This is a genomic window from Enterobacter cloacae complex sp. 2021EL-01169 (genome assembly GCF_020733125.1).
Classification (GTDB): Bacteria; Pseudomonadota; Gammaproteobacteria; order Enterobacterales; family Enterobacteriaceae; genus Enterobacter; species Enterobacter roggenkampii.
In genome coordinates, this window is record NZ_JAJFTC010000011.1 from 64,812 (window position 1) to 91,008 (window position 26,197).

The following is a 26,197-nucleotide window of genomic DNA, read 5'->3' on the forward strand; positions in this document are numbered from 1 at the left end:
ACGCGAATTGCCGGGCAGGTCAGGCCTGCCCGGCAAACCGATTACGGTTTAGTCTTACCGGCACCCAGCTCGGCACCGGTCAGCGGGTCGGAATGTGGATCGGACTTCGTGCGGGCAGACATCGCCTTAACCAGGGTTGCCTGCTCGGTTGTGAGCGTCACGCTGGCACTGCCATCGCCGCCATCCACCGCAGGCTGGGGGGACTCAACGTAATCGAAATGTTTATCGCTGTTCCAGCTTCCGCGAACCTCTCCACCTTCAGACATATTGTAGTACTTGTTGGTGAATTCCTCGATTGGCGGCAGTTTTCCCGGCGGGAAATTATTACGGATGGACTGCAGCGCCTTCTCAAAGGAGAGCTGATGCGCCGCCTCACGCGTCATCAGAAACGCCAGGGCATCTTTAACGCCGGGATCGTCAGTCACGTTGATCAGCCGTTCATAGATGATTTTGGCTCTGGCCTCGGCCGCCACGTTCGAACGCAGATCCGCCGTCGGCTCGCCAATGGTGTCGACGTAGGCCGCCGTCCAGGGTACGCCCGCTGAGTTGGTTAGCGGGGTTCCGCCGCCGTAGAGCAGGGAGGTGATGTGGCTGTCATTCCCGTTTTCGGTCATGGAGCGATACAGCTCAGCCTCATTTTCCACCCCTTCCGCCAGCGCGCCCTTGGCACCTTTATTCAGCATACCGACCAGGGTACCGATGATTTCGAGGTGGCTTAACTCCTCGGTCGCGATATCCATCAGCATGTCTTTACGGCCCGGATCGTCATCGCTCAACCCTTGCGTAAAGTAACGGCAGGCGGCGGCCAGTTCACCCTGCGGTCCGCCAAATTGTTCCAGTAAAAGGTTGGCCAGGCCGGGATTCGGTTCGGCGACGCGAACCGTGTATTGCAGCTGTTTGACGTGTCGAAACATGCTCACTCTCCTGTGGGTTATTTTTTCGCTTCGACACCCGACGCGTCTGAACGCAGCAGGAACTGTTCCGTCGTTTGCGGGATATGACGAATCAGCCAGTCGGCCATTTCGCGCTCTTCGGCGAGGATCGTCTCAATAGCGGGTATCGAGGCGGTGTCACCCGCTTTTTTGGCCGCCGCCAGCAGGGAGGTATAGCAGGCGATTTCAAACTGTTCGAAAACATAGCCGCTGATCGAGCCCTTCACGATTTCGTCAGAAGGGAACATGCCGCCGATGGATTGTCCCAGCGCCGCCATTTTGCTCATCGAGTCTTTTAAGACCGAACGAGAAATATCATTACGGTCGAGGATTTCCTCCAGCAATGTGATTTGCCGTTTTGTCTCATTAATATGTTGCTCAATTCTGGCGCGAACATCAGGATAATTATCGATACGGCTGGCCATGGATTCCAGCATAGATTCGGCTTGCTTTTCCATTGCATGGGCATCGCGTAGCCAGTCATGGTAGTGTTCTACGTGATTCATCATTGTATCCTCATTAGGGGTTCGCTTATTTGGTCTCACTTTCAGCAGCCTGATCGGCACGTGCGGCACTGTAGCCAGATAAATGGCCGACAATATTGGCATAAATACTGATGATAATGACCCATAGCACGCTGTTTTTCCACCAGATGACGGAAGGGATAGCGAGAATGAACCATATTATCGCTGCCGCTAAATGGCACCGTTTAATAGTCCTGGGACTGATGCTCATTTTATTTAACCTGTATTATCGCGTCATTTCTGCGCTTTTTGGTTAATATTGCCTACGGCCAGATCGGTGAGTTTAAGGTCGGTCTCTTTCTCTTCTTCCAGCGTTTCGGCAAGAAGCTTAACGGCTTTTTTATAGCCGAGCTGTTCTGCCAGGGTGGCAAGGGTACCGTAGCTGGCTATTTCGTAATGCTCCACTTTTTGCGCAGCGGCAATTAATGCGGCATCACGGACTTCATTTTTTTCCGTGCTTTCGATGACTTCATTAGCTTCTTCAATTAAGCCTTCCATTGCGACGCATTTCATGCGCTTGAGCTTGATGCCGTCTTCCTGTTCCACGATCTGGTCGATGCGTTCTATCTGGCCTTGCGTCTCTTCAAGGTGTGCGGTAAAGGCGGCGCTCAGCTTCTCGCTGGAGGCGGCGCGGGCAAGTTTGCTTAACGCTCGGGTAAGCTGCTTTTCCGCGCTGTAGGTATCCGACAGAAGATGAATAAATACATCCTCTACACTTTTCATATTCATAATTATTACGCTCCGGTAAAATAAAGAAAGGGTACTGCGAGCTTTTCAGCCCGCAGCATGCTCTCTGGTTTTATTAAAAGAGTACTAAATAAGATCAGGAGTTATCAGATTTACGGCCTCCGCCGTGACTGTTCTGTCCCCCTTTCTTACCCGCTTCAGATGCGCGTTGCGGATCGTTTTTAAAATTACCACCGCTGTGCTGGCCACCTTTACGTCCAGCTTCTGATGCTTTTTCACGGTCTTCAGCGAAATTACCGGAACCACCACGATGCTCTGCCATATTAAACCTCATAGTCATATATTGGTTATGTCAGTACGATACGAAAATATTCCGTATCACTCGTCGTTCGAGTAATAACTCTAGTCGCTGTGTGCGATCCGTCAAATGCGTTTTGCTATTTGCGGTTGCGTTATTTTTAAATATTTGTAAATTTGCGCTTCGCTTGCGTTGGAAATATGGATAGACAGGAAGGACTTGTAAACAACTGTTCAGATTATTCCTAACTTTGAGCTAAAAATTTGAAAGCTGAGGATAAAAATAATGACGCACTCAAATTGGTTGATTTGCAGCCAGGGGAAAATAAAAAATACTCCTTTATAGCTAGAAAGCGAAACCATAAATAATTATAAGGAAAATCCTGGATAAAAAGCGCCAGGCGCGAAAGGGCGGTTTCGTTAAGGCTTGTTCAGAGGCCAGTCGCACACGGTTTGACCACTGTCGTCTTAAGATCACAAATCAGAAATCTTTCCCCCCGGAAGGAACGGGTTTCTCTACACTCCAGGTAATATTCACTGGAGGCATGACATCATGGCGAACACCATCACGGCTGATGACATTCGGGAACACTTTTCGCAGGCTATGTCGGCGATGTACCAGCAGGAAGTTCCGCAGTACGGCACCTTGCTTGAACTGATAGCGGACGTAAACCTGGCGGTGCTGGAAAATGATCCACTATTACATGAACAACTGGCAAACGCCGATGAGCTTGCGCGTCTGAACGTCGAGCGTCACGGGGCTATTCGCGTCGGCAGTGCGCAAGAACTTTCAACCCTGCGCCGTATGTTTGCCATTATGGGGATGTACCCGGTCAGCTATTACGATCTCTCCCAGGCGGGGGTGCCGGTCCACTCAACGGCATTTCGGCCGATTGATGATGCGGCGCTGTGCCGTAATCCGTTCCGCATCTTTACTTCGCTGCTGCGCCTTGAGCTGATTGAAAACGTCGCGCTGCGCGAACGTGCGGCGGAAATTCTGTCTCACCGAAACATCTTCACCCCGCGCTGTCTGGCGCTTCTCGATCTGTATGAATCGGAAGGGCAGTTTACCGTCGAGCAGGCGCAGGAGTTTGTGCAGGAAGCGCTGGAAACCTTCCGCTGGCACCGCCATGCGACGGTCGATCAGGAGACCTATCTCGCGCTGCATAACGAGCACCGGCTGATCGCCGATGTGGTCTGCTTCCCGGGCTGTCATATTAACCACCTGACGCCGCGCACGCTGGATATTGACCGGGTGCAGGAGCTGATGCCGAAGTACGGTATTGAGCCGAAAATTTTGATTGAAGGGCCGCCGCGTCGCGAGGTGCCCGTCCTGCTGCGTCAAACCAGTTTCAAGGCGCTGGAAGAGCCGGTGCTGTTTGCCGGTGAACACAAAGGCACCCACACCGCGCGCTTCGGTGAGATTGAGCAGCGCGGCGTGGCGCTGACCCCGAAAGGCCGGGAACTGTACGATAGCCTCCTTGCCCAGGCTGGTACCGGCAAAGATAACCTGACGCACCAGCTGCATCTGCAGGAGATCTTTAGCGCCTTCCCTGACAGCGAACTGTTAATGCGCCGTCAGGAGCTGGCGTATTTCCGCTACCGTCTGACGCCAGCGGGTGAAGCGCATCGGCATGCGTTCCGGCCGGGCGACGATCCGCAGCCGCTGATCGAGCGCGGATGGGTCGTCGCACAGCCGATCACCTACGAAGATTTCCTCCCGGTCAGCGCCGCGGGGATTTTCCAGTCCAATCTCGGGAACGAAACCCAGGCCCGCAGCCACGGTAACGCCAGCCGCGATGCGTTTGAAGCGGCCCTCGGCTGCCCGGTGTATGACGAATTTACCCTCTATGAGGAGGCTGAAACGCGCAGCAAACAGCGTTGCGGTTTGCTCTGAAAGCGTTACTCTGCTGGGGTGTGATGGAAAAAATAAGGTCGTTATGCAAAATCCTTCCGCCCCTGTGGTTGAAACGCGCCAGGGCGCACTCTCTGGTTTAACCGATGAAAATGTCCACGTCTGGTGCGGTATTCCTTATGCCGCACCGCCCGTTGGCGAATGGCGCTGGCGCTCCCCGCGGCATCCTGAGCCGTGGGATGGCGTTCGCAAGGCTACCGCTTTTTCGGCCTCAAGCTGGCAAAGCAGCGAATATTGCCAGGAGCTGGGCGGGGGCGATCCCGGTCAGTTCTCGGAAGACTGCCTCTATCTGAACGTCTGGTCTCCCACAGAGCGCGCCGGGCCGCTTCCGGTTATGGTCTGGCTGCACGGCGGCGGCTTTACCATCGGTGCGGGTGGCTTACCGCCCTATAACGGCAAAGCGCTGGCCACGCGCGGCGTAGTTGTGGTGACGATCAACTACCGTCTCGGTCATCTTGGTTTTTTTGCCCATCCCGCGCTGGAAGGCGAAGAAGATCGCGTTGTGCATAATTTTGCCCTGCTGGATCAGATCGCCGCCCTCGAATGGGTAAGGGACAATATCGCCGCATTTGGTGGCGACCCCGCTAACGTGACCCTGTTTGGCGAATCCGCGGGCGCGCGCAGCGTGCTCTCTCTGCTGGCCTCTCCGCTTGCAGAAGGATTGTTCCATAAGGCGATTGTGCAAAGCGGGTACACCTTGCCGGACACGCCGCGAGAGCAGGCGTTGCAAAAAGGGGAGGCGCTGGCCGCCCATTTTGGCCTGGAAAAGGCGACAGCCGAACAGCTGCGCGCCATTCCGCCGGAGGCGTTCTGGCCGCTCACCGCGACGCTGAACATTGCTCCGGCCCCCATCGTCGGGGATTGCGTTCTGCCTGAAGCGATGCTGGACGTCTTTTTCGCCGCTCGCCAGCACCCCGTGCCGGTAATGATCGGCTCGAACAGCGATGAGGCCAGCGTGATGGCGGTGTTTGGCATCGATCTCGCCGGGCAAATCCAGAAGCTTCGCCGGGAGCGCCGCTTCGGGCTGGGGCTGATTAAGCTGCTCTATCCGGGCGTCAAAGGCGATGAGGAGCTGGGCAGGCAGGTGTGCCGCGACATGGCGTTCACTACGATGGGCTACGTCGTGATGCAGGCGCAGCAGCGCGTCGGCGGATTGTGCTGGCGTTACTGGTTTGACTATGTTGCGGAAGCGGAACATGCCACCTATATCAACGGCGCGTGGCACGGCAATGAAGTGCCTTACGTCTTTGATACCCTCGGCCAGGTGGAGCCTTCACGCCAGTATGTCAACGAACGGGATGTGCAGTTTGCTGCTCAGGTGGCCGATTACTGGGTGAGCTTTGCGCGAGACGCAGGACCTCGTGAGATCCTGCCCGGGCCGACGCACTGGCCCGCATGCCGTAAAGGGCGGGACGTTTTGTTACGCATTGGCGTGAATAAACATGCAGGTTTCAGGCTTGAAAACCGCTTTATGCGCGCCCGGATGAGCCTCTTCAAACGGGTGATGAAGCACCACGTCAGCCTCGATTAAGCAAACAGGCGCGAAACGCCGCCAGCCCATTTTCCTCCCCTGGCGTTTCGCGCAGCACCAGCCGGTAGCTCGCGCCGGTTTTTATGCTGGTTTCATAAGGCCGCATCAGTCTTCCCGCGCGGACATCTTCGGCCACCAGCGTTTCGTCGGCAATGGCGACGCCCAGCCCCTGAATGGCGGCCGTGATGGCGAGATCCATCGTGTCGAAGTGTTGATTTTTGTGCATGGCAAAGCCCGGACCTTCCTGTTTCGTCAGCCACAGCGACCAGTCTGTCTTATCCCTTGTCGGGTGCAGGAACGTCAGCGAACCCAGTGCGGCACCCGCCCGCACCGGGCTTATCACCGGGGTGAGCGCCTCTTCGAACAGCAGGTCGCCTGCGCTCATGTGCGTGCCGAACACGATGGCCGCGTCGTAAGATTCGGTTTTGAAATTGACGTTATGATCGGTGGTGGTGGTCAGGGCGATCTGCAGATCCGGCTGCTCACGCTCCACCTCCAGCAGGCGCGGCACCAGCCAGCGCATGGCGCAGGTGGGCGCCTTGAGTCGGATCACGGTTTGCTGGCTGCGGGCCTGGTCGGCCACGGTCAGCAAGTGTTCGAACGCAGACTGCAGTTCCGGGAGCAGGGCGCAGCCCTGTGAAGAGAGGCGCAGGCCGCGCGCGTGGCGTTCAAAAAGCGGAAAGCCAAACCAGGCCTCGAGGGAGGCTATCTTGCGGCTCACGGCCCCCTGCGTCAGACATAGCTCTGCTGCAGCATGGGTCAGATTCAGGTGACGCGCGGTGACTAAAAATGCGTCGATGGCATTGAGCGGGAGCGAACGGCGCGACATGAAAACACCTCAGCTATGCATTTTTCTCATGGCTATTATGACAACAATTCGATTGTCCCGACAACAGAGATATTGTTTGAATAGTTATGCAATGTCCATGAGAAGGGAAAGAGGATGACTTTACAAACGCCTGTGCAAACGCGCTCCAAACTGCCCGATGTGGGCACCACGATCTTTACCGTTATCGGCCAGCTCTCGGCGCAGCATAACGCGATAAACCTTTCTCAGGGCGCACCGAATTTTTCCTGCGACCCGAAGCTTGTTGCGGGCGTCACCCGCGCGATGGAGGCAGGGCATAACCAGTACGCGTCGATGACCGGCCTGCAGACGCTCAAAGAGCGCATTGCCGATAAAATTGCCACGCTTTACGGCACGCAGTATGACCCGGGCCGCGAGGTGCTGGTGACCGCCAGCGCCAGCGAAGGGCTCTACTCGGCAATCAGCGGGCTGGTGCATCCGGGCGATGAAGTGATCTATTTTGAGCCGTCATTTGACAGCTACGCGCCGATTGTCCGCCTGCAGGGGGCAACGCCGGTTGCCATCAGGCTCACCGTGCCGGATTTTGCCGTCAACTGGGACGAGGTTCGCGCCGCGATCACCCCGCGCACGCGCATGATCATCATCAATACGCCGCACAACCCGAGCGGTCAGGTCTTCTCCGCCGACGATCTGCAGCAGCTGGCGGCACTGACCCGCAATACTGACATCATTATTTTGTCTGACGAAGTGTACGAACACGTGGTGTTTGACGGTGAGCCGCACCACGGGATGGCTACGCACCCGCAGCTGGCGGAGCGTAGCGTGATTATTTCTTCTTTCGGAAAAACCTATCACGTCACCGGCTGGCGCGTGGGTTACTGTGTTGCACCGGCGGTACTGATGGACGAGATTTGTAAAGTCCATCAATTTTTAATGTTCTCTGCCGATACGCCAATGCAGCACGCGTTTGCTGAACATATGGTCGACCCGCAAACCTGGCTGTCGCTGTCGGCGTTTTACCAGCGCAAGCGCGATCTGCTGCACAGTCTGCTGGCCGATTCGCCGTTTACGCTGCTGCCAAGCGCCGGCTCGTTCTTCATGCTGGCGGACTACAGCCAGTTCAGCGACGAGCGCGACAGCGAGCTGGTGAAACGGCTGATCGTTGAGTACGGTGTAGCCACCATTCCGCTGTCGGCGTTTTATGCGGACGGTACGGATAATAAATTGATTCGTCTCTCTTTTGCGAAAGATGAGGCGACGTTACGGGCAGGTGCCCAGGCCCTGTGTCGGGTTAAACCACGCTAAGGAGTTTGAGATGAAATTACGCGCGCTAGTTGTCGGCATGGGATTGCTGTGTACCTTTTCCTCCTTCGCAGCGTCCGAGCTGCGTTACGGTCTGGAAGCCGAATATCCGCCGTTTGAAAGCCGCAATGCGGCAGGCGAACTGGAAGGGTTTGACGTTGAGCTGGGGAATGCCATCTGCAAAGCGGCAGCGCTGAAGTGCAGCTGGGTGGAAACCTCGTTTGATGCGCTGATCCCGGGGCTGGTGGCGAAGAAATTCGACGCCATCAACTCGGCGATGAATATCACCGAGCAGCGCCGCAAGAGCATTGATTTTACCCAGCCGATCTACCGTATTCCATCGCAGCTGGTCGGCAAGGCCGGGACGGCGGTCGAGGCGACGCCTGAAGGGCTGAAGGGGAAAACCATCGGCGTGCTGCAGGGATCCATTCAGGAAACCTATGCCAAAGAGCACTGGGAAAAGCAGGGTGTCACCGTGGTGTCGTATAAAGATCAGAATATGGCCTGGGGCGATCTGCTGAATGGCCGTATCGACGCCTCGCTGGTCATGTCCGCGGCCGGGCAGGCAGGTTTCCTCAGCAAGCCGCAGGGAAAAGGGTTTGGCTTCATCGGCAAACCGGTATCTGACGACACCATCCTCGGCAGCGGGATCGGTTTTGGGTTGCGCAAAGGTGACGAGGCCACCAAAAAGCAGCTTGATGCCGCAATTGATAAGGTACGTGCCGACGGCACGATCGCCAAACTCGCTGATAAGTACTTCCTGGGTATCGATGTCAGCGTAAAATAACCGCCCCATTGGCCCCGTCAGCTGATGTCCTGACGGGGCATTTTTATACACATTTTCCAGGCTTTCTTTACACCACTTTCGGGCCGTTCTGGTCGACAGAAAATATTTCTCACTTTGTTCATATAATCACCGGCCAACAATTGGATTCTTAACCATTTTTGTTTAGGCTGTGCGTTCTTTCTTGCCGTCATTTCGCCGAGCGCGGAACACATTCACACGACCATAAGGACGTTTTTCCAGGCATGAATCGCAGACGTTTTCTAAAAGGCTCGCTGGCAGTGGCAGCCCTGAGCGGCACATCCGGCCTTGCTTCCCTGTTTTCCAAAGCGGCATACGCTGCCGACTCTGACATTGCTGACGGCCAGAGCCGTCGTTTTGACTTCTCCGTACTGCAATCCATGGCGCATGACCTGGCGAAAACCCCGTGGGGTGGCGCGCCGCGTCCGCTGCCGGAGACGCTGGCAACCATGACGCCGCAGGCGTACAACGCCATTCGCTACGACGAAAAGCAGTCTCTGTGGAACAACATTGAAGGGCGTCAGCTGGACGTGCAGTTCTTCCATATGGGAATGGGGTTCCGTCGCCGCGTGCGGATGTTCTCGCTGGACCAGTCGGCCTCTATGGCGCGCGAGATCCACTTCCGTCCTGAGCTGTTCAGCTACGGTGAAACGGGCGTGGATACCAAACAGCTGGAAGGGCAAAGCGATCTCGGCTTTGCGGGCTTCCGCGCGTTTAAGGCGCCGGAGCTGGCGCGTCGCGATATCGTCTCTTTCCTGGGGGCCAGCTATTTCCGCGCGGTGGACGGCACCTACCAGTACGGCCTTTCCGCCCGCGGTCTGGCGGTAGACACCTTTACCGACACGCCGGAAGAGTTCCCGGACTTTACCGCCTTCTGGTTTGAAACCGTCAAGCCCGGCGACACCACCTTTACCGTCTATACGCTGCTGGATAGCCCGAGCATCACCGGCGCCTATAAGTTCGTGATCCACTGCGAGAAGAGCCAGGTGATCATGGAGGTGGAAAACCACCTCTATGCGCGTAAGGACATCAAGCAGCTCGGCATTGCGCCGATGACCAGCATGTTCAGCTGCGGCAATAACGAACGCCGCATGTGCGACACTATTCACCCGCAAATTCACGACTCCGACCGCCTGGCGATGTGGCGCGGCAACGGGGAGTGGATTTGTCGTCCGCTGAACAACCCGCAGAAGCTGCAGTTCAACGCCTATATGGATAAAAACCCGAAAGGGTTCGGGCTGCTGCAGCTCGATCGCGATTTCTCGCACTATCAGGACGTGATGGGGTGGTACAACAAGCGCCCAAGCCTGTGGGTGGAACCGCGTAACGACTGGGGTAAAGGCGCGGTTGGCCTGATGGAGATCCCGACCACCGGTGAAACGCTGGATAACGTGGTCTGCTTCTGGCAGCCGGAAAAAGCCGTCAAAGCAGGCGACGAGCTGGACTTCAAATATCGTCTCTACTGGAGCGCGATGCCGCCGGTGCGCTCCCCGCTGGCGAACGTTTATGCGACCCGCACCGGCATGGGCGGCTTCCCGGAAGGCTGGGCTCCAGGGGAAAACTACCCGAAAGTGTGGGCCCGTCGCTTTGCGATTGACTTCGTCGGTGGCGACCTGAAGGCCGCTGCGCCAAAAGGCATCGAGCCGGTGATTACGCTCTCCAGCGGTGAAGCGAAGCAGGTAGAGATCCTCTACGTTGAGCCGTTTGACGGCTATCGCATTCTGTTTGACTGGTACCCGACGTCGGATTCGACGGAGCCGGTGGATATGCGCCTGTTCCTGCGCTGTCAGGGCGACGCCATCAGTGAAACCTGGCTGTACCAGTATTTCCCACCGGCGCCGGATAAACGTCAGTACGTTGACGACAGGGTAATGCGTTAACCCTTGTGGGATTGTGCCGGGTGGCGGCTTCGCCTTACCCGGCCTACAGTTTCGAAACGTAGGCCGGGTAAGCGCTAGCGCCACCCGGCAATTGAGAGGCACCATGTCTTCAGAAATCATCCCCGTCACCCAGGATATCGAACTTCGCGCCGTCGAAGAGCGCTACACCGCCGACCTGCACAATCTCTTTGTTAAAAACAGAGCCTTTCTGCAAACAGCCTTTGACTGGGCGCAGCACGTGGGCAGCGAAGAGGATACCCGCCGCAACGTGCAGAGCAACCAGATGCTACATCAGCGCGGCTACGCCAAAATGTTTTTGATTTTCAAGGATGATGCGTTAGTTGGTGTCCTGTCGTTCAACACCATTGAACCGACCAACAAAGCCGGCTACATCGGCTACTGGCTGGATGAAGCCCACCAGGGTCAGGGCATTCTCTCTCAGTCACTGCAGGCGTTTATGTGCTACTACGCTGAACGCGGTGAGATCCGTCGTTTTGTGATCAAGTGTCGGGTGGCGAATCAGCACAGCAACAGCGTTGCCGTGCGCAACGGTTTTACGCTGGAAGGGTGCCTGCGGGAAGCGGAATATCTGAATGGCCGCTTTGACGATGTCAATATCTACGGCCGGATCTATACCCTATAACGCGCCCAGCAGCGGCGTGCGGGTGATGCGCTGGTCGCCGTTAATCACTTTTTCGCCGCGCAGGTGAATGCTCTCGCCAGCAAACGCTTCTATGACCGCATCGTCGGTGATTTCAACCCGATGCTCGATAAGTACATCGCCGCTGATTCGCGCGCGCCCCTGGATCACCACTTTATCATCCAGCATGATCGGCCCGCCGCGCAGCCATGCCTGACCGCCAATCAGGACGTGATGCTTGATGACGCAGTTGCCTTCAACCACGGCATTCTCCGCAATCTGCGAGCTGTAGCGCACCGTCGGGATGGCATCGTCGTCGAAACCGGCTATCACGCGGGCGTTGCCGTAGACTTTCGCGCAGTCGCACACCCAGACGTTGTTGAGTTCGTTACCCTCCAGGATCGCGTTGTCGAAGACCTCGGCCCGATGTTCAACGAAGGCAAAATTGACCATCGCCTCGCCGTAGATTTGCGCCTGGTGTACAATGCGCGACTGGCTCACCGTCGCCTTATCGTAGATTTGCAGAATCTGTTCATGGTCCGGCGTCAGCCCTTTGGCGGCAATGACCACGCTGTGATGCAGCACGCGCGCGTCGCCGTAGATATGGCACTCGCCCCGTACGCAGGATTGCTGAACGGTGACGTTGTCACTTATTCGCGCCCCGTGACTGACCTCCGCGCCGTCCAGCCAGCAGCTGTCGCTGATATGCGCGTCATGGCTAATGATGCATGGAAGGGTAAGACGCGCGTTGCCGGATACGGTTGCCCCGGCGAACACCACGCTGTTTTCATCGTAGATCCAGCAGTCGCCGTCCTGTGCGAGGGCGCGCTCATCGTCAATCCAGCCGCCTTTCGTGCCGACCGTCACGTCGTTAAAGTCCGCCGTGGCGATAATCTGCCGCAGCGTCGTGGCGTGGGTGGTTTCGCCGTTTTTCCATTGCCAGAGGCGGGTTTCATCGCTGAGCCGGTACTTTTTCATCGTTTGATCTCTGGTAAGCATCTCAACTAAACGTAGCAAATTTTCGGCTTTTCGTTTTGCTGGCATCCGCTGCAGAAACCGCTTAAAATGGCATTTAAAATACATTTTAAAAATTAAAATTAATGAATAAATTTAACAAACCCAAACAGGTACTTAACTTGCCCGCAGGGTATTTTGGCATGGTGCTTGGCATCATCGGGATGGGTTTCGCCTGGCGATACGCCAGCACCCTCTGGCCAGTGACGCGTTGGCCGGGTGAGGGCCTCGTAGCCCTTGCGGTGATATGCTGGTTTCTTTTAACGGTCGCGTTTGTGACGCGCGCGATCCGTTTCCCCCGCAGCGTGCTGGCAGAGATGCGACACCCGGTGATGAGCAGTTTTGTCAGCCTTTTCCCGGCCACCACGATGCTGGTCGCCATCGGCTTTGTCCCCTGGTGTCGCGCGGTGTCACTGGCATTGTTTGGCATTGGCGTGGTGGTGCAGCTTGCATACTCCGCCTGGCAAAGCGCCGGGTTATGGCGCGGGAAACATCCGCAAGAGGCGACCACGCCTGGATTATATCTGCCTACGGTGGCGAATAATTTTATCAGCGCGATGGCATGCGGTGCCCTGGGCTTCAACGATGCAGGGTTAGTCTTCCTTGGCGCGGGCGTCTTTTCCTGGCTCAGCCTGGAACCGGTTATTCTTCAGCGTCTTCGTAGTGCAGGAGAACTGCCCTCCGCACTGCGTACTTCATTGGGTATTCAACTGGCGCCCGCGCTGGTGGCATGTAGCGCCTGGTTCAGCGTAAATGGCGGTCAGGCGGATACGTTTGCGAAAATGCTGTTCGGCTATGGTCTGCTGCAGCTGCTATTTATGCTCCGCCTGATGCCATGGTATTTGTCCCAGCCGTTCAATGCCTCATTCTGGAGTTTTTCCTTTGGCGTATCGGCCCTGGCAACCACGGGTCTGCATCTGGGACAAAGCAGTCCGACGGGCTTTTTTCACGCCATTGCCGTGCCGCTGTTTATCTTCACCAACGCGATTATTGGGTGGCTGTTGGTGCGTACATTGATTCTGCTGCTTCAGGGCAAACTTCTGGTTCGTGCTGATAAAGCGCAGCTTATGCAATCCGAGGAACAATAATGACCGTCGATGAGAATTACTTCACTGAGAAATATGGCTTAACGCGTACCCATTCAGAAGTGCTGTACAGCGCGGAGATCGTGAAACCCGGTAAAACGCTGGATCTGGGCTGCGGCAACGGCCGTAACAGCCTTTATCTTGCAGCCAACGGCTACGATGTCACCGCGTGGGACAAGAACCCGATGAGCATCGACAATATCGAGCGCATCAAGGCGGAAGAAGGGTTCGCTAATCTGCATACCGCGATTAAGGATCTGAACAACCTGAGCTTTGACGGCCAGTACGATTTTATTCTCTCTACCGTGGTGCTGATGTTCCTGGAGGCAAAAACCATCCCGGGCCTTATCGCCAATATGCAGCGCTGCACGACGCCGGGCGGTTACAACCTGATCGTTGCCGCCATGGATACGGCAGACTACCCCTGCACGGTCGGCTTCCCGTTTGCGTTCAGGAGCGGTGAGCTGAGCAACTACTATGAAGGCTGGCAGTTGCTCAAATACAACGAAGACGTTGGCGAACTGCACCGCACCGATGAAAACGGCAACCGCATCAAGCTGCGCTTTGCCACGATGCTGGCACGCAAGCCCGCTTAACGGGCGGCCAGCAGGCAGATCTGCAGGGCAGTCTTATAAGACGCCTCAAACGACGACAGCGGCAGGAATTCAAACTTCGAGTGGAAGTTATGCGCCCCGGTGAAGAAGTTCGGGGTGAGTAGCCCTTTAGCCGAGAGCGCCGCGCCGTCGGTGCCGCCGCGCATCGGCGTCGGTTTCGGCGTGATGCCGAGCGATTCCATCGCCTCGAACATCAGATCGATGGCGCGTCGGTCTTCGCCAATCGCATTGCTGATATTGCTGTAGGTATCTTCAATGCGATAGTCCACTTTGGCCGTCGGATATTGGGCGGCAATCAGCGCGGCCACGTCGGCAATCTGCTGCTTGCGCGCGGCAAAGCGCTCCTTGTCAAAGTCGCGGATATTGGCCTTAAGAACGGCCTCGTTCTGTCCTGCCTGAATGCCGTTAAACCAGATATAGCCTTCACGTCCCTCGGTGCACTCGGGCGTTTGCTGGCGGTCAAAATGGCTGATGTAATCAGTCGCCATCAGCAGGGGATTCACCAGCACGCCTTTGGCGGACATCGGGTGCGCCGTCACGCCGGTAAAACGGATTTCCGCGGCTGCCGCATTAAAGTTCTCGTAGACAATCTCACCGAGCTCGCAGCAGTCAATGGTCCAGGCAAAGTCGACGTCGAAGCGCTTTAGATCGAGCGCCTTGGCACCGTTCAGGCCGATCTCTTCGTCAGGCACAAACGCCACGACGATATCGCCATGCCGGTGCTCCGCCGTCAGGTTTTCCAGCACCGTCATGACCACCGTGACCGCCGATTTATTATCGGCGCCCAATACGCTGGTACCGTCGCTGAAAATAATCTCCTCGTTCGGATAAGCCAGAATTTCGGGATGCTCGTTTACCCGTAGCCAGATGTCTTTCTCTTTATTCAGACAGAGATCTTCACCGGTAAACGTTAATATTTGTGGATGAATATCCGGTGAAAGTCCCACGTCGACGGTATCAATATGGGTAATAAAGCCGATGCGCGGCGCACCGGGCACGTTGCCTTTTTTAACCGCCGTCACCGTGGCGAATTCATCAATCACAATGTCGTCTAACCCCAGCTGTGCCAGCTCCTGCGCCAGCTCGCGCGCCATGTCGTGCTGGCCCGGCGTTGAGGGCAGAGTTTTGACTTTGGGATCGCTCTGGCTGGTGATCGCGAGATAGCGGAAAAAACGGTGCGTTAATTGTCTGGAAAGCGGCGAGCCCATAGTGATTTATTCCTTATTTATTTTTCAGGTGTTTGCCACATTACTTTAATGTTATTTATGAAATGGCAAAAGAATTAATTAGCCGTCGAATTAAAAAGACAGGAATAAATGATGACAAGCAAACTCACAACTATAGCGCTGGCGCTCGCGGCACTCACGGTCAGTTCCGCCGTCGCTGCAAAAACGCTGGTGTATTGCTCCGAAGGATCGCCGGAAAACTTTAACCCTCAGCTTTACACCTCGGGAACCAGCGTCGATGCCAGCGCCGTGCCGGTCTATAACCGTCTGGTCGATTTCAAACCCGGCACCACGGAGCTGGTGCCGAGCCTGGCGGAGCGCTGGGAGGTGAGCGACGACGGCAAGGTTTACACCTTCCATCTGCGTCAGGGCGTGAAGTTCCAGAGCAATAAATCCTTCACGCCGACCCGCGACTTTAACGCCGACGACGTGATTTTCTCGTTTATGCGCCAGAAAGACGTGAATCATCCCTACCACAACGTCTCTAACGGCAGCTACTCCAACTTCGAAAGCCTGGAGTTCGGCAGCCTGATAACCGCCATTGATAAAGTCGATGACCACACCGTGCGCTTTACCCTGGCGCACCCGGAAGCGCCGTTTGTCGCCGATCTGGCCTGGTATTTTGCCTCAATCCTTTCGGCGGAGTATGCTGACGCGATGCTGAAAGCGGGCACGCCGGAGAAGGTGGATATGGAGCCCATTGGCACCGGGCCGTTTAAGCTGGCGCAGTATCAGAAGGATTCCCGGATCCTGTTCACGGCGTTTGCCGACTACTGGCAGGGGAAATCGAAGCTGGACAGGCTGGTGTTTAGCATCACCCCGGATGCCTCCGTGCGTTTTGCCAAAATTGAGAAGAACGAATGTCAGGTGATGCCGTTCCCGAACCCGGCCGATCTGCCGCGCATGAAGGCCAATAAAGATATCAACCTGATGAGCAAAGCCGGACTGAATACCGGCTTCCTGGCGTTCAACACGCAGAAGCCGCCGCTGGATAACGTGAAGGTCCGTCAGGCGCTGGCGATGGCCATCAACAAACCGGCCATTATTGACGCGGTGTTCCACGGTACCGGAACGGCGGCGAAGAACCTGCTGCCGCCTGGCGTCTGGAGCGCCGACAGCGAGCTTAAGGATTACGACTACGATCCTGAAAAAGCCAAAGCGCTGCTGAAAGAGGCCGGCTTTGCCAGCGGCGTCAGCATCGATTTATGGGCGATGCCGGTCCAGCGGCCCTATAACCCGAATGCGAAACGCATGGCGGAGATGATTCAGGCGGACTGGGCGAAAATTGGCGTACAGACCAAAATCGTTACCTACGAGTGGGGCGAATACCTTAAGCGTGTGAAGGGCGGGGAACATCAGGCCGCGCTGATGGGCTGGACGACCGCAACGGGCGATCCTGACAACTTCTTTGGTCCGCTGTTTACCTGCACCTCGGCGAACGGTGGCTCAAATTCGGCGAAATGGTGCTATAAGCCGTTTGATCAGATCATTGCTGAAGCCAAATCGATAACCGATCATGATAAACGGGTGGCGCTGTATAAACAGGCTCAGCAGATGATGCATGACCAGATGCCTGCGGTGATGATTGCGCATTCAACGATTTTCGAACCGGTGCGCAAGGAGGTGAAGGGCTATGAAATCGACCCGTTTGGCAAACATCTGTTCTGGCAAGTGGATATAAATCAGTAATTTTTCACTGCCCGGCATGCGTCCGGGCAATCTTTTTGCAATTTGTGCTCCCGGCATCATTTTTTGTCACAACAAACCCGCCAGACTTTTGCTATAACTTCAAATGCATACTTGCAGATAACATGGAAAACTATCATGCGTACTCAAACTTTTTTTAAAGTTGCAGTGCTTACTGGTCTGTTGGCGTTGGCGGGCTGTTCTTCAAAAGTCGCCGCTCCGGAACAATACTCCGGCTTTTTAAAAGATTATTCAGGCTTGCAGCAAACGACCTCGGCGACGGGAAAACCAACGCTGCGTTGGGTCGATCCTTCGTATAACGAAGCCAATTACGACAGCATTCTCTGGACGCCAATTACCTATTATCCAACGCCAAAACCCACCACGCAAATTGGGCAAAAAACGCTTGATGAGTTGTTGAATTACACCAATAACAAAATGAAAACGGCGATTGGTACGCGTAAGCCAGTTGTCACCACGCCGGGTAAACACAGCCTGATTTTCCGTGGCGCGATTACCGGGGTGAGTTCGCAGAAAGAGGGGCTGCAGTTCTATGAAGTGGTGCCTGTTGCGCTGGTGGTTGCCGGGACGCAGATGGCAACCGGACACCGCACCATGGATACGCATCTCTTCTTTGAAGGCGAGCTGATCGATGCGGCCACCAACAAACCGGTTATGAAGGTGGTACGTAAAGGCGAAGGTAAAGAGCTGAATAACGAAAACACACCAATGACCTTTGCGACGCTGAAGCAGGTTGTTGATGACATGGCGACGGACGCCACCATGTTTGATGTGAAAAAGACCGCGAAATAAAATAAAACGGCCTGCGTAATGCAGGCCTTTTTATTTATGCCATTCGTAAGCGTCTGAACCAGGTTTCCGGTTTGGTAAACATCACCATATTTCCTCCCAGAATCAGCACTAATCCCACGATACCGTTGACATGCCAGACGTAGCCTTCATACACCGTGGAGATGGAGAGCGCCACCAGCGGGAAGAGCAGCGTGCTGTAGGCCGCTTTGCCCGGGCCAATACGTCCCACCAGCGTGAAGTAGGCGCCAAACGCAATCACCGAGCCAAACAGGGCCAGATACACCAGCGCGCCGAGATAGCTCACCGTCCATTCCGGTACAAAGCTATCGCCTCTGAACAGCGCAATGCAGCCCATCACCAGCGTGCCATAGAGCATCGCCCAGGCGTTGGTGGTCATGGTTTCCAGGCCTCTGCGCTGATGGCGCATGCTGATCATATTACCCAGCGAGAACCCATACGTGCCGAGTGCGGAAAGGCCAATGCCCGTCAGGAGTGACGCGCTCCAGCCGCTGGCCAGCAGATCGTCCCAGAAGAGGGTGACAATCCCGACCAGCCCCAGCGCCGCCGCCGTCCAGAAACGCGCGGGCGGGCGCTGTCCGAAGAAAATAAAGCTGTTAATGGCGTTATAGAGTACCGCCATGGAGAAGATCACCGACTCCAGCCCGGTATTGATATGTGCCGCTGCCGTGTAAAAACACCAGAAGTTAAAGCAGAAAACACAGCATCCCTGAAGCAGGCAAAAAAGATGATCCCGAAGCGCCAGCGTGCGCAGGCGACGCAGGGCGAGTAACACCACCATCATGGTGAGGCTGGCGACGGCGAAGCGCCAGAAAATGGACACCGGCGCCGCGACGGGGCCCTGCTGCAGGAAAATCGCAATCCAGGTGGTTCCCCAGATAATGACCACGAGTCCGTATAATAATGCGTTCATAGTTGTCTCTTCTTACACCGCGGAAGCCCGCAGTATGACGCTGAGATGCGTAACGGGCTTTCACCCGCTTGCGGCAGACTTGCAAAATCTTGCGCTTTTTTCTTCTGGAGGGACTGGCAACGGGCGGCAACTCTTCTTAGACTGATATTCCAATTCTTCACGCGCTAACGGTTATGTCTCACGCTTACGATACCTTTGAAACGCTTTGCCAACAGAATGCAGTCCTGCGGGAAACCGTCTCGCTGAATTCGGGTATCCAGCTCGCCGCGTGGTACAACAAGCACGACACGATCACCGTAAAGAGCAACCATCATACCCTCAGCCTGTACGTGGCGGACGGCTACGAAAGCTATCAAAAAACGCCGGGCGGCTGGAAGAACGGCGGGGGGCCGGACCGTTTCTGCCTGATGCCCAAAGAGAGCGAATCGACGTGGGATATCCGCGATGACCTGTCGTTTGTGCATCTCTACTGCACCGATGAACACCTGCGCGACGTGGGAGAAAAAATCTGGGATAAGCGGCCGCTTTCGCTGACCCTGGACGAGCGTATTTTTGGCAGCGACCCGAAGATCACCACGCTGTATCGCCAGTTTTTACTGGGCTGTGACTGGCAGCAGCACGCCAACCAGCTTACCCTGAGCACGGCCTCCACGCTGCTGCTGACCCATCTGCTGCAAAACTACTCAAACGTGCAGTGGAAGCTGCCGGTCGTCACCGGCGGGTTATCGCCGTTTGTTCTGCGCAACGTTCTGGCCTTTATCGAAGAGAACCTGGGGCAGCCCCTGACGCTGGCCGAGCTGGCGGCGCAGGCTGCCCTCAGCGAATACCATTTTGCCCGCATGTTCCGCCAGTCGACGGGGCTGGCACCGCACCAGTACGTGATGCACAGGCGAATGGTCAAAGCGAAAGAGCTGGTGCAGCATACCTCCATTCCACTGACGGACATTGCGCTGGCCTGCGGGTTTAACTCCGCCAGCCACTTCAGCAACCGCTTTCGCAGCGCGACGGGCATGACGCCGTCGCAGCTACGCGCGGCGAGCGCGTGAAAACAGGGCGTAACATACCCCGCCCAGCACCAGCCCCCAGAACGCCGAACCGATGCCCAGGATCGTGACGCCGCTTGCGGTCGTCAGAAACGTGACGATGGCCGCGTCGCGCTCCGCTTCGTGACTCAGCGCCTGGTATAAACTCCCGCTAATGGTGCCAAGCAGCGCCAGACCGGCGAGCGTCTGGATCCAGCTGAGCGGCAGGGCGGCCATCAGCCCGGTAATGGAGCCACCGAAAATCCCCGCCAGCAGATAAAACCCGCCGGCTGCGATGGCTGCCAGCCAGCGTTTATCCGCGTCCGGATGTGCATCCGGGCTTTGACAAATGGCGGCGGTAATGGCCGCAATGCAGATAGAAAAGACGCCAAACGGAGAAAACAGCAGCGCCAGTCCACCCGTCACGATGATGAGCGGTGAGGCCGCCAGCGGGTAGCCGGAGGCTTTCATGGTGGCGAAACCCGGCGCATTTTGCGAGGCCATGGTCACGAGGAAGAAGGGAAAGCCAATACTCACCAGGCTGGTGAAGGTGAAGTCTGGCGCAATAAAGTCGGGCATCACCAGAGAAAGGGTGAGCTTATCCGTGACAACGTCACCACCGGCCCAGGCCACGATACCGCCCACCAGCAGCGTGACCACGATGGCATAGCGCGGCGACAGCGCTTTTGCGATCAGCCATGCCGCAATCATGCTGCCGCACAGCAGAAAGTGCCCCTCAAGATGCGCAAACGCGTGCAGGCCAAACTGCAGCAGTACCCCGGCGAGCATGGCGGCAGCAAGCGAATGGGGGATCAGCGTCATCAGACGGGCGAAAAGCCCGGTGATGCCGCAGAGCAAAATTAGCGCGTTGGCAAAGATGAACACGCCGATGGTTTCCGCCAGCGTGACGCCGTGCAGGCTGGTGGCGAGCAGCGCCGCGCCGGGCGTCGACCAGGCGGTCAGCACGGGCGCTTTGTACCACCAGGAAAGCACCAGCGTGCTGACGCCCATCCCAATCCCCAGCGCGGTCATCCAGCCTGCGATCTGCTGCGCGCTGGCGCCAGCCGCGGCGGCGGCCTGCCAGATGATGGCGGCCGAGCTGGCGTAACCCACCAGAACGGCGACAAATCCAGCCAGTACGACCGGAACAAGATGAGAGGAAGGGCGCATGAAAACTCCATTGTGCGTTATAACGTCCTGGGTAAGGTAACACTGTGCGTTATAGCGTACAAGTGGTATGCTCGTCGTCAGGAGGAAATATGGACATCACACAACACCTTGCAGCAACACTGAAAACATTACGCCAGGCACGGGGCTGGAGCCTGTCGAAGCTGGCGGACGAAACCGGCGTATCAAAGGCCATGCTCGGGCAAATTGAGCGAAATGAATCCAGCCCCACGGTGTCGACGCTGTGGAAAATTGCCACGGGACTGAACGTGCCGTTTTCCGCCTTCATCACACCGGAGGCGGACCGGCAGGCGGTGTTTGACCCGCAGCAGCAGGCGATGGTCGTCAAGCCGCTCTTTCCGTGGGACGAGGCGCTCCGGTTTGATTATTTCTCCATTACCCTGGCCCCCGGCGCCCTGAGTGAATCCACGCCGCATGAGGCGGGGGTGATTGAACATGTGGTGGTGGTCAGCGGCGAGCTGGAGATGAAGCTCGAGGGCAAATGGCAGACGATTTCTGCCGATTCCGGCGTCCGTTTTGCCGGCGATAAACCGCACGCCTACCGCAACAGCAGCGACCGGACGGTGCATTTTCATTCCCTCATTCATTATCCCCGCTGAGGCTACGCAAAACTGTTTCGCTGGCGCAGACTTCTGACTACAATAGCCGCCATTTTGACCATAACGGATAACGACGAAGTATGCGCCTGCAATCCCATCATCTTGAACTTTTAAGCCCGGCCCGTGACGCCGCCATTGCCCGTGAAGCGATCCTTCATGGCGCAGACGCCGTCTACATTGGCGGCCCGGGCTTCGGTGCCCGCCATAACGCCAGCAACAGCCTGAGCGATATTGCTGAACTGGTGCCGTTCGCCCACCGTTTCGGGGCGAAGGTGTTCGTCACCCTGAACACCATTCTTCATGATGATGAGCTGGAGCCTGCGCAACGTCTGATTACCGATCTCTATCAGGCCGGGGTGGATGCCCTGATCGTTCAGGATATGGGCGTGCTGGAGCTGGATATTCCGCCCATTGAGCTGCACGCCAGTACCCAGTGTGATATCCGCACGGTAGAGAAGGCGAAGTTCCTCTCCGACGTCGGCTTTTCGCAGATCGTTCTGGCCCGCGAGCTGAACCTGAATCAAATCCGCGATATTCACCAGGCGACAGACGCGACGATTGAATTCTTCATCCACGGCGCGCTGTGCGTGGCCTATTCCGGCCAGTGCAACATTTCGCACGCGCAGACGGGCCGCAGCGCCAATCGCGGCGACTGCTCTCAGGCCTGCCGTCTGCCGTATACCCTGAAAGACGACCAGGGCCGCGTGGTGGCATTTGAAAAACACCTGCTCTCGATGAAGGATAACGACCAGACCGCCAACCTGGGCGCGCTGATCGACGCGGGTGTGCGTTCCTTCAAGATTGAAGGGCGCTATAAAGATATGAGCTACGTGAAGAACATCACCGCGCACTATCGCCAGATGCTGGACGCCATCATCGAAGATCGCGGTGACCTGGCGCGCGCGTCGGCCGGTCGTACCGAGCATTTCTTTATTCCGTCGACGGACAAAACGTTCCACCGCGGCAGCACGGACTATTTCGTGAATGCCCGTAAAGGGGATATCGGCGCGTTTGACTCACCGAAGTTTATCGGTTTGCCGGTGGGTGAAGTGCTGAAAGTGGCGAAAGATCACCTTGATGTTGCGGTGACGGAGCCGCTGGCGAACGGCGATGGCCTTAACGTGATGATTAAGCGTGAGGTCGTGGGCTTCCGCGCCAACACGGTGGAGAAAACCGGTGAGAACCGCTACCGCGTATGGCCGAATGAAATGCCGGCCGATCTCTACAAGGCGCGGCCGAACGCGGCGCTTAACCGTAACCTCGATCATAACTGGCAGCAGGCGCTGCTGAAAACCTCCAGCGAACGTCGTATCGCGGTGGATATTGAACTGGGCGGCTGGGAAGAGCAGCTGATTCTGACCATGACCTGTGAAGACGGCATCAGCGTAACGCATACGCTTGATGGCCTGTTCGAGGTGGCAAACAACGCGGAGAAAGCGCGCAACAGCCTGAAGGATGGCGTCGCGAAGCTGGGGCAGACGATTTACTACGCCCGCAACGTTGAGGTCAATCTGCCGGATGCCCTCTTTGTGCCGAACAGTTTACTCAACCAGTTCCGCCGTGAAACCGCCGAGATGCTGGATGACGCGCGCCTGGCGAACTACCCGCGCGCTAGCCGTAAAGCAGAAACCGTTCCTGCGCCCGTCTACCCGGATACGCATTTATCCTTCCTCGCCAACGTCTACAACCATAAAGCGCGTGAATTCTATCATCGCCACGGCGTGCAGCTGATCGACGCGGCTTATGAGGCGCATGAAGAGAAGGGCGATGTGCCGGTGATGATCACCAAGCACTGCCTTCGTTTCGCGTTTAACCTGTGTCCTAAGCAGGCGAAAGGCAACATCAAGAGCTGGAAGGCCACGCCTATGCAGCTCGTAAACGGTGACGAAGTGCTGACCCTCAAATTTGACTGCCGTCCGTGCGAAATGCATGTGATTGGCAAGATGAAAAACCACATCTTCAAAATGCCGCAGCCCGGCAGTATTGTGGCGTCCGTCAGCCCGGACGATCTGATGAAAACCCTGCCAAAACGCAAGGGCAGCTAACTACCGAACGTGCGTGTCCGGTTTGCGCGATTTCTGCCACAGGTGGTGTTCGCGCAAACCCTCCGCCGACTCCTCCGCCGCGCTTCGCAATTCATCGCTATCGGCTTCATGACGCAGCTGATGATCCACATTCTTTACCCACAGATATTCATGTCCTTTGTGCCCGGCCATAAGCTGGCCTGAAAAGAGGGCACAGATAAGCATCACGAGAGATAAACCTTTTTTAACCATGAGGTCACCGCCGAATAACGTTGCGGCTTAATGATGCCGATTATTTATTATTGTTATTATTCAACTATTCAAACTAGCGCAAAGAGAATGTCAAATAATGTACGTTCATAATAAGGATTAAGACTTTTCCTAAAGTACATATACGTATGGTAAACGTCCCATTTCTGGTCCAGAGTTGGATATTTGCATTAAGGATAAATCCTATATAATAGAGAATCCCTGGCTAAGGAATGGGTCATTACAAAATGAAAAAAATAATAGCGCTTGCGCTTCTGGCGGTTGCGATCGGGGCTGTTGTGGGAATTCGTTATGCAGCTAATGACGAACCAGAATATATTCAATCAGCAGAGATTCGCGTTGGTTCTTATTTAACCAGCGACTATGGCCTTGTTGCCTGCGGCAGCAAAAAAGTTAACGATCTGCGCTGGGAATTAGATTGTACTCATCAAGAGGGAGGAAAAACATTCCAGTTTGCGGTGTTTCCTTCTGAAAAGGCACCTTATGGCGTAGCGCGATCCTTTTATCTTGAAGCCATTAATGATGATGCAAAACAGAGCGCTGAACAGGGGCTTATGCGTTATTTGCAGATCAATACCCATGCAGGTTAATAAAACTGTTTAACCTTCGTTAAGACAACGAGTGTTAGGTTGTATGGGATCCGCAGCCCGGCCATGGAGTGTCGGGACGTAGAGACCAAAATACAAATCTATCCATGCAAGCATTTACCGCCATTTTTTGGCGGTTTTTTTTGCGCATAACGTAGCGGTGTTGGCCGTGGGGTTATGGCGTCACCCGATAGTGCGACTGCACCAGACCCGAGGGGAAGCAGCGGCTGGAGACCAGCGTCAAATCGATATCCCCGGGAAGGGCGCCAAACAGCGATTTTCCCGAACCGAGCAGGACAGGAACGGTTGTGATCACCATATCGGCCACCAGTCCTTCTCTCAGGAACGACTGTATGACTTGCCCACCATCGAGATAGACGCGACGGGCGTTCTGTATCGCCAGATCGTCGAGCACCTCCTTTGGCGTGCGGCCGGAAAACTGTACTTTGCCCCTCAGCGCGTCGGGTACGGGCGTGTCGACCAGCTGTCGGGAGAGCACCAGCACGGGCCGGTCATAAGGCCATGTCTCAAAGGTCCGCACCTTCTCATAGCTCCCCCGGCCCATCACGATCCAGTCTTTGTCCGCGATGAACGCCGTGTAGCCATGATCCTCATTCGGGTCATCGCGCTGCAGCAGCCAGTCGATATCATCATTGTGTCGGGCGATGTAGCCATCAAGACTGGTTGCGATAAAAACGTGTGTGGTGACCATCAGGTTCTCCGTATTCCAGCGAAACCAAAAGACTGACGCCTCAGCGGGCAGTACCGGCATGAGAAAATTGTTTACGGTACTGGGCCGGGGAAATCGCGAACTGCTGGCGAAAATGATGACGCAGCGTCGATGCCTGACCAAACCCGGTCTGTTCCGCGATGCTGTCGATGCTTAAACGACTGCTTTCCAGATAATCTTTCGCCCGCAGCAGGCGCTCATTGAGTAACCAGCGGGCAGGCGTCGTTCCCGTTGCCGCTTCGAAGCGACGCAGAAACGTGCGCTGACTCATACCGACACGACGCGCCAGCGAGTCGACGCTGTGCGGCTCGGTAAGATGCGTGTGCAGAAAATCAAACAGCTGACCGAGGCGCTGGCTTTCCCGCAGCTGCGCCACCGGGCGGCTCAGCTGTTGCGGCTGAGATCCATCCCGGTGAGGGGGAATGACAAGCCGCCTCGCCACGCTGTTGGCGGTTTCCATCCCGAAATCCCGACGCACGACGTGCAAACAGAGATCGATCCCCGCCGCGCTGCCTGCGGAAGTCAGGATCTCGCCTTCGTCCTGGTAGAGCACATCCTCGACCACGTCGATGTCAGGGTAGCGGGCTTTAAGCGTCTCAATGTAGCGCCAGTGCGTCGTGGCTTTGCGTCCGTTGAGCAGCCCCGAGGCGGCCAGCACAAATACGCCCGAGCAGATGGAGAGTAGCTGACAGCTCCGCGCGCTGGCCTGACGTAATGCGTTGCAGAGCGCGTCCGGAACCGGCGAGTCCACCCCCCGCCAGCCCGGCACCACGATCAGATCGGCAGACGCAAGCAGGGAGAGATCGCCATCGGTAATGATGCGGATCCCGCCTGTCGCCCGAAGCTCACCCTTATCAACGCTTGCCACGGCAAAACGATACCAGTCGTCGCCCAGCTCGGGCCGCGGCAGGCCGAAGATTTCCACCGCCACCCCAAACTCAAAGGTACACAGACCGTCATACGCCAGCACCACCACCTTCGGGCGGGCAATCTGTCTTAACGTTGTCATCTTTTTGCTGTTTTCTGGCATAAGCGAGCGCATTCATGAGCTGAATTTGTGGATAGAGTAGTGTTAACACAAACGCCA

The 26,197-nt window shown here is 56.2% G+C and carries 27 protein-coding genes; 14 read left to right on the forward strand and 13 right to left on the reverse strand.

The annotated features are described in order from the left end of the window. Positions 1-41: 41 nt before the first annotated feature. From LLF79_RS20665 to LLF79_RS20685, 5 genes are all read right to left on the reverse strand, one after another. Positions 42-914, reverse strand: a complete 873-nt coding sequence (locus LLF79_RS20665) for a manganese catalase family protein (RefSeq protein WP_008502274.1) — start codon at positions 912-914, stop codon at positions 42-44. A 17-nt stretch (positions 915-931) separates the two neighbouring features. Beyond that, positions 932-1,438, reverse strand: a complete 507-nt coding sequence (locus LLF79_RS20670) for a ferritin-like domain-containing protein (RefSeq protein ID WP_014883791.1) — start codon at positions 1,436-1,438, stop codon at positions 932-934. A gap of 25 nt (positions 1,439-1,463) precedes the next feature. Further along, the gene (locus LLF79_RS20675; protein WP_008502273.1) at positions 1,464-1,667 is read right to left on the reverse strand and encodes a hypothetical protein; all 204 of its coding nucleotides are present in this window, start codon (positions 1,665-1,667) and stop codon (positions 1,464-1,466) included. Positions 1,668-1,690: 23 nt separating this feature from the next. Then, on the reverse strand, positions 1,691-2,185 hold the full coding sequence (locus LLF79_RS20680; protein ID WP_008502272.1) for a ferritin-like domain-containing protein: 495 nt from the start codon (positions 2,183-2,185) through the stop codon (positions 1,691-1,693). Positions 2,186-2,279: 94 nt separating this feature from the next. Continuing rightward, entirely contained in the window at positions 2,280-2,465 is a 186-nt protein-coding gene (locus tag LLF79_RS20685) for a general stress protein (protein WP_004150795.1), read from the reverse strand. 528 nt (positions 2,466-2,993) lie between these two features. Between LLF79_RS20685 and LLF79_RS20690 the strand changes: the two genes are divergently transcribed. After that, positions 2,994-4,337 carry a VOC family protein gene (locus LLF79_RS20690; RefSeq protein ID WP_032651829.1) on the forward strand — a complete coding sequence of 448 codons (1,344 nt, stop codon included), beginning with the start codon at positions 2,994-2,996 and terminating at the stop codon, positions 4,335-4,337. Between the two features lie 43 nt (positions 4,338-4,380). Beyond that, positions 4,381-5,886 carry a carboxylesterase/lipase family protein gene (locus LLF79_RS20695; protein WP_227880305.1) on the forward strand — a complete coding sequence of 502 codons (1,506 nt, stop codon included), beginning with the start codon at positions 4,381-4,383 and terminating at the stop codon, positions 5,884-5,886. Here the strand turns inward: LLF79_RS20695 and LLF79_RS20700 are convergent. Further along, complete coding sequence (locus LLF79_RS20700) at positions 5,873-6,715, reverse strand: LysR family transcriptional regulator (RefSeq protein WP_008502268.1); 843 nt, start codon at positions 6,713-6,715, stop codon at positions 5,873-5,875. The two genes, LLF79_RS20695 and LLF79_RS20700, sit on opposite strands and share 14 nt — an antisense overlap. Positions 6,716-6,829: 114 nt before the next feature. Between LLF79_RS20700 and LLF79_RS20705 the strand changes: the two genes are divergently transcribed. The 4 genes from LLF79_RS20705 to rimL all read left to right on the forward strand — a co-directional run bounded on the left by LLF79_RS20705 (position 6,830) and on the right by rimL (position 11,324). Next, positions 6,830-7,999 carry a pyridoxal phosphate-dependent aminotransferase gene (locus LLF79_RS20705; protein ID WP_095442190.1) on the forward strand — a complete coding sequence of 390 codons (1,170 nt, stop codon included), beginning with the start codon at positions 6,830-6,832 and terminating at the stop codon, positions 7,997-7,999. Between the two features lie 10 nt (positions 8,000-8,009). Further along, a complete protein-coding gene (locus LLF79_RS20710; RefSeq protein ID WP_227880307.1) occupies positions 8,010-8,783 on the forward strand; it encodes a transporter substrate-binding domain-containing protein in 774 nt (257 codons plus the stop codon). A 242-nt stretch (positions 8,784-9,025) separates the two neighbouring features. Then, a complete protein-coding gene (locus tag LLF79_RS20715; protein WP_227880308.1) occupies positions 9,026-10,681 on the forward strand; it encodes a glucan biosynthesis protein D in 1,656 nt (551 codons plus the stop codon). Between the two features lie 103 nt (positions 10,682-10,784). Next, positions 10,785-11,324 (forward strand): 50S ribosomal protein L7/L12-serine acetyltransferase, encoded by a 540-nt coding sequence (gene rimL / locus LLF79_RS20720; protein WP_227880310.1) that lies wholly within the window; start codon positions 10,785-10,787, stop codon positions 11,322-11,324. On the opposite strand, the gene ydcK is transcribed toward rimL, so the two are convergent. After that, positions 11,319-12,299: a YdcK family protein gene (gene ydcK / locus LLF79_RS20725; protein WP_094942520.1), complete on the reverse strand. Its 981-nt coding sequence runs from the start codon at positions 12,297-12,299 to the stop codon at positions 11,319-11,321. The two genes, rimL and ydcK, sit on opposite strands and share 6 nt — an antisense overlap. 122 nt (positions 12,300-12,421) lie before the next feature. Here ydcK and tehA point away from each other — a divergent pair, with 122 nt between their 5' ends. After that, complete coding sequence (tehA, locus tag LLF79_RS20730) at positions 12,422-13,423, forward strand: dicarboxylate transporter/tellurite-resistance protein TehA (protein WP_135346293.1); 1,002 nt, start codon at positions 12,422-12,424, stop codon at positions 13,421-13,423. After that, positions 13,423-14,016, forward strand: a complete 594-nt coding sequence (gene tehB, locus LLF79_RS20735) for a tellurite resistance methyltransferase TehB (RefSeq protein ID WP_227880313.1) — start codon at positions 13,423-13,425, stop codon at positions 14,014-14,016. Before tehA ends, tehB begins: the two co-directional genes overlap by 1 nt. Here the strand turns inward: tehB and pepT are convergent. Next, the gene (gene pepT, locus LLF79_RS20740; RefSeq protein WP_227880315.1) at positions 14,013-15,242 is read right to left on the reverse strand and encodes a peptidase T; all 1,230 of its coding nucleotides are present in this window, start codon (positions 15,240-15,242) and stop codon (positions 14,013-14,015) included. The genes tehB and pepT overlap by 4 nt on opposite strands. A 111-nt stretch (positions 15,243-15,353) precedes the next feature. Between pepT and LLF79_RS20745 the strand changes: the two genes are divergently transcribed. Continuing rightward, on the forward strand, positions 15,354-16,949 hold the full coding sequence (locus tag LLF79_RS20745) for an ABC transporter substrate-binding protein (protein ID WP_055321927.1): 1,596 nt from the start codon (positions 15,354-15,356) through the stop codon (positions 16,947-16,949). A 135-nt stretch (positions 16,950-17,084) separates the two neighbouring features. Beyond that, positions 17,085-17,759, forward strand: a complete 675-nt coding sequence (locus tag LLF79_RS20750) for a DUF3313 domain-containing protein (protein ID WP_008502258.1) — start codon at positions 17,085-17,087, stop codon at positions 17,757-17,759. Between the two features lie 34 nt (positions 17,760-17,793). Here the strand turns inward: LLF79_RS20750 and LLF79_RS20755 are convergent, their stop codons facing one another. Next, positions 17,794-18,690: a DMT family transporter gene (locus tag LLF79_RS20755; RefSeq protein ID WP_008502257.1), complete on the reverse strand. Its 897-nt coding sequence runs from the start codon at positions 18,688-18,690 to the stop codon at positions 17,794-17,796. Between the two features lie 173 nt (positions 18,691-18,863). On the opposite strand from LLF79_RS20755, the gene LLF79_RS20760 reads away from it, so the two are divergent. After that, on the forward strand, positions 18,864-19,736 hold the full coding sequence (locus LLF79_RS20760; RefSeq protein ID WP_227880317.1) for a helix-turn-helix transcriptional regulator: 873 nt from the start codon (positions 18,864-18,866) through the stop codon (positions 19,734-19,736). On the opposite strand, the gene LLF79_RS20765 is transcribed toward LLF79_RS20760, so the two are convergent. Continuing rightward, positions 19,716-20,882 carry a benzoate/H(+) symporter BenE family transporter gene (locus LLF79_RS20765; RefSeq protein ID WP_227880320.1) on the reverse strand — a complete coding sequence of 389 codons (1,167 nt, stop codon included), beginning with the start codon at positions 20,880-20,882 and terminating at the stop codon, positions 19,716-19,718. The genes LLF79_RS20760 and LLF79_RS20765 overlap by 21 nt on opposite strands. A gap of 89 nt (positions 20,883-20,971) precedes the next feature. Here LLF79_RS20765 and LLF79_RS20770 point away from each other — a divergent pair, with 89 nt between their 5' ends. Further along, positions 20,972-21,499: a helix-turn-helix domain-containing protein gene (locus LLF79_RS20770; protein ID WP_008502254.1), complete on the forward strand. Its 528-nt coding sequence runs from the start codon at positions 20,972-20,974 to the stop codon at positions 21,497-21,499. Between the two features lie 80 nt (positions 21,500-21,579). Next, positions 21,580-23,544 (forward strand): U32 family peptidase, encoded by a 1,965-nt coding sequence (locus LLF79_RS20775; protein ID WP_025911165.1) that lies wholly within the window; start codon positions 21,580-21,582, stop codon positions 23,542-23,544. On the opposite strand, the gene LLF79_RS20780 is transcribed toward LLF79_RS20775, so the two are convergent. Further along, complete coding sequence (locus tag LLF79_RS20780; RefSeq protein ID WP_008502251.1) at positions 23,545-23,775, reverse strand: DUF2554 family protein; 231 nt, start codon at positions 23,773-23,775, stop codon at positions 23,545-23,547. A 245-nt stretch (positions 23,776-24,020) separates the two neighbouring features. Here LLF79_RS20780 and LLF79_RS20785 point away from each other — a divergent pair, with 245 nt between their 5' ends. Further along, positions 24,021-24,383 (forward strand): hypothetical protein, encoded by a 363-nt coding sequence (locus tag LLF79_RS20785; protein WP_039025083.1) that lies wholly within the window; start codon positions 24,021-24,023, stop codon positions 24,381-24,383. 172 nt (positions 24,384-24,555) lie between these two features. Here LLF79_RS20785 and LLF79_RS20790 read toward each other — a convergent pair whose 3' ends face one another. Beyond that, positions 24,556-25,092, reverse strand: coding sequence for a dihydrofolate reductase family protein (locus LLF79_RS20790; RefSeq protein WP_206804970.1), 537 nt, complete (start codon positions 25,090-25,092; stop codon positions 24,556-24,558). Between the two features lie 40 nt (positions 25,093-25,132). Beyond that, positions 25,133-26,140 carry a transcriptional regulator FtrA gene (ftrA, locus tag LLF79_RS20795; RefSeq protein WP_227880323.1) on the reverse strand — a complete coding sequence of 336 codons (1,008 nt, stop codon included), beginning with the start codon at positions 26,138-26,140 and terminating at the stop codon, positions 25,133-25,135. Between the last annotated feature and the right edge of the window lie 57 nt (positions 26,141-26,197).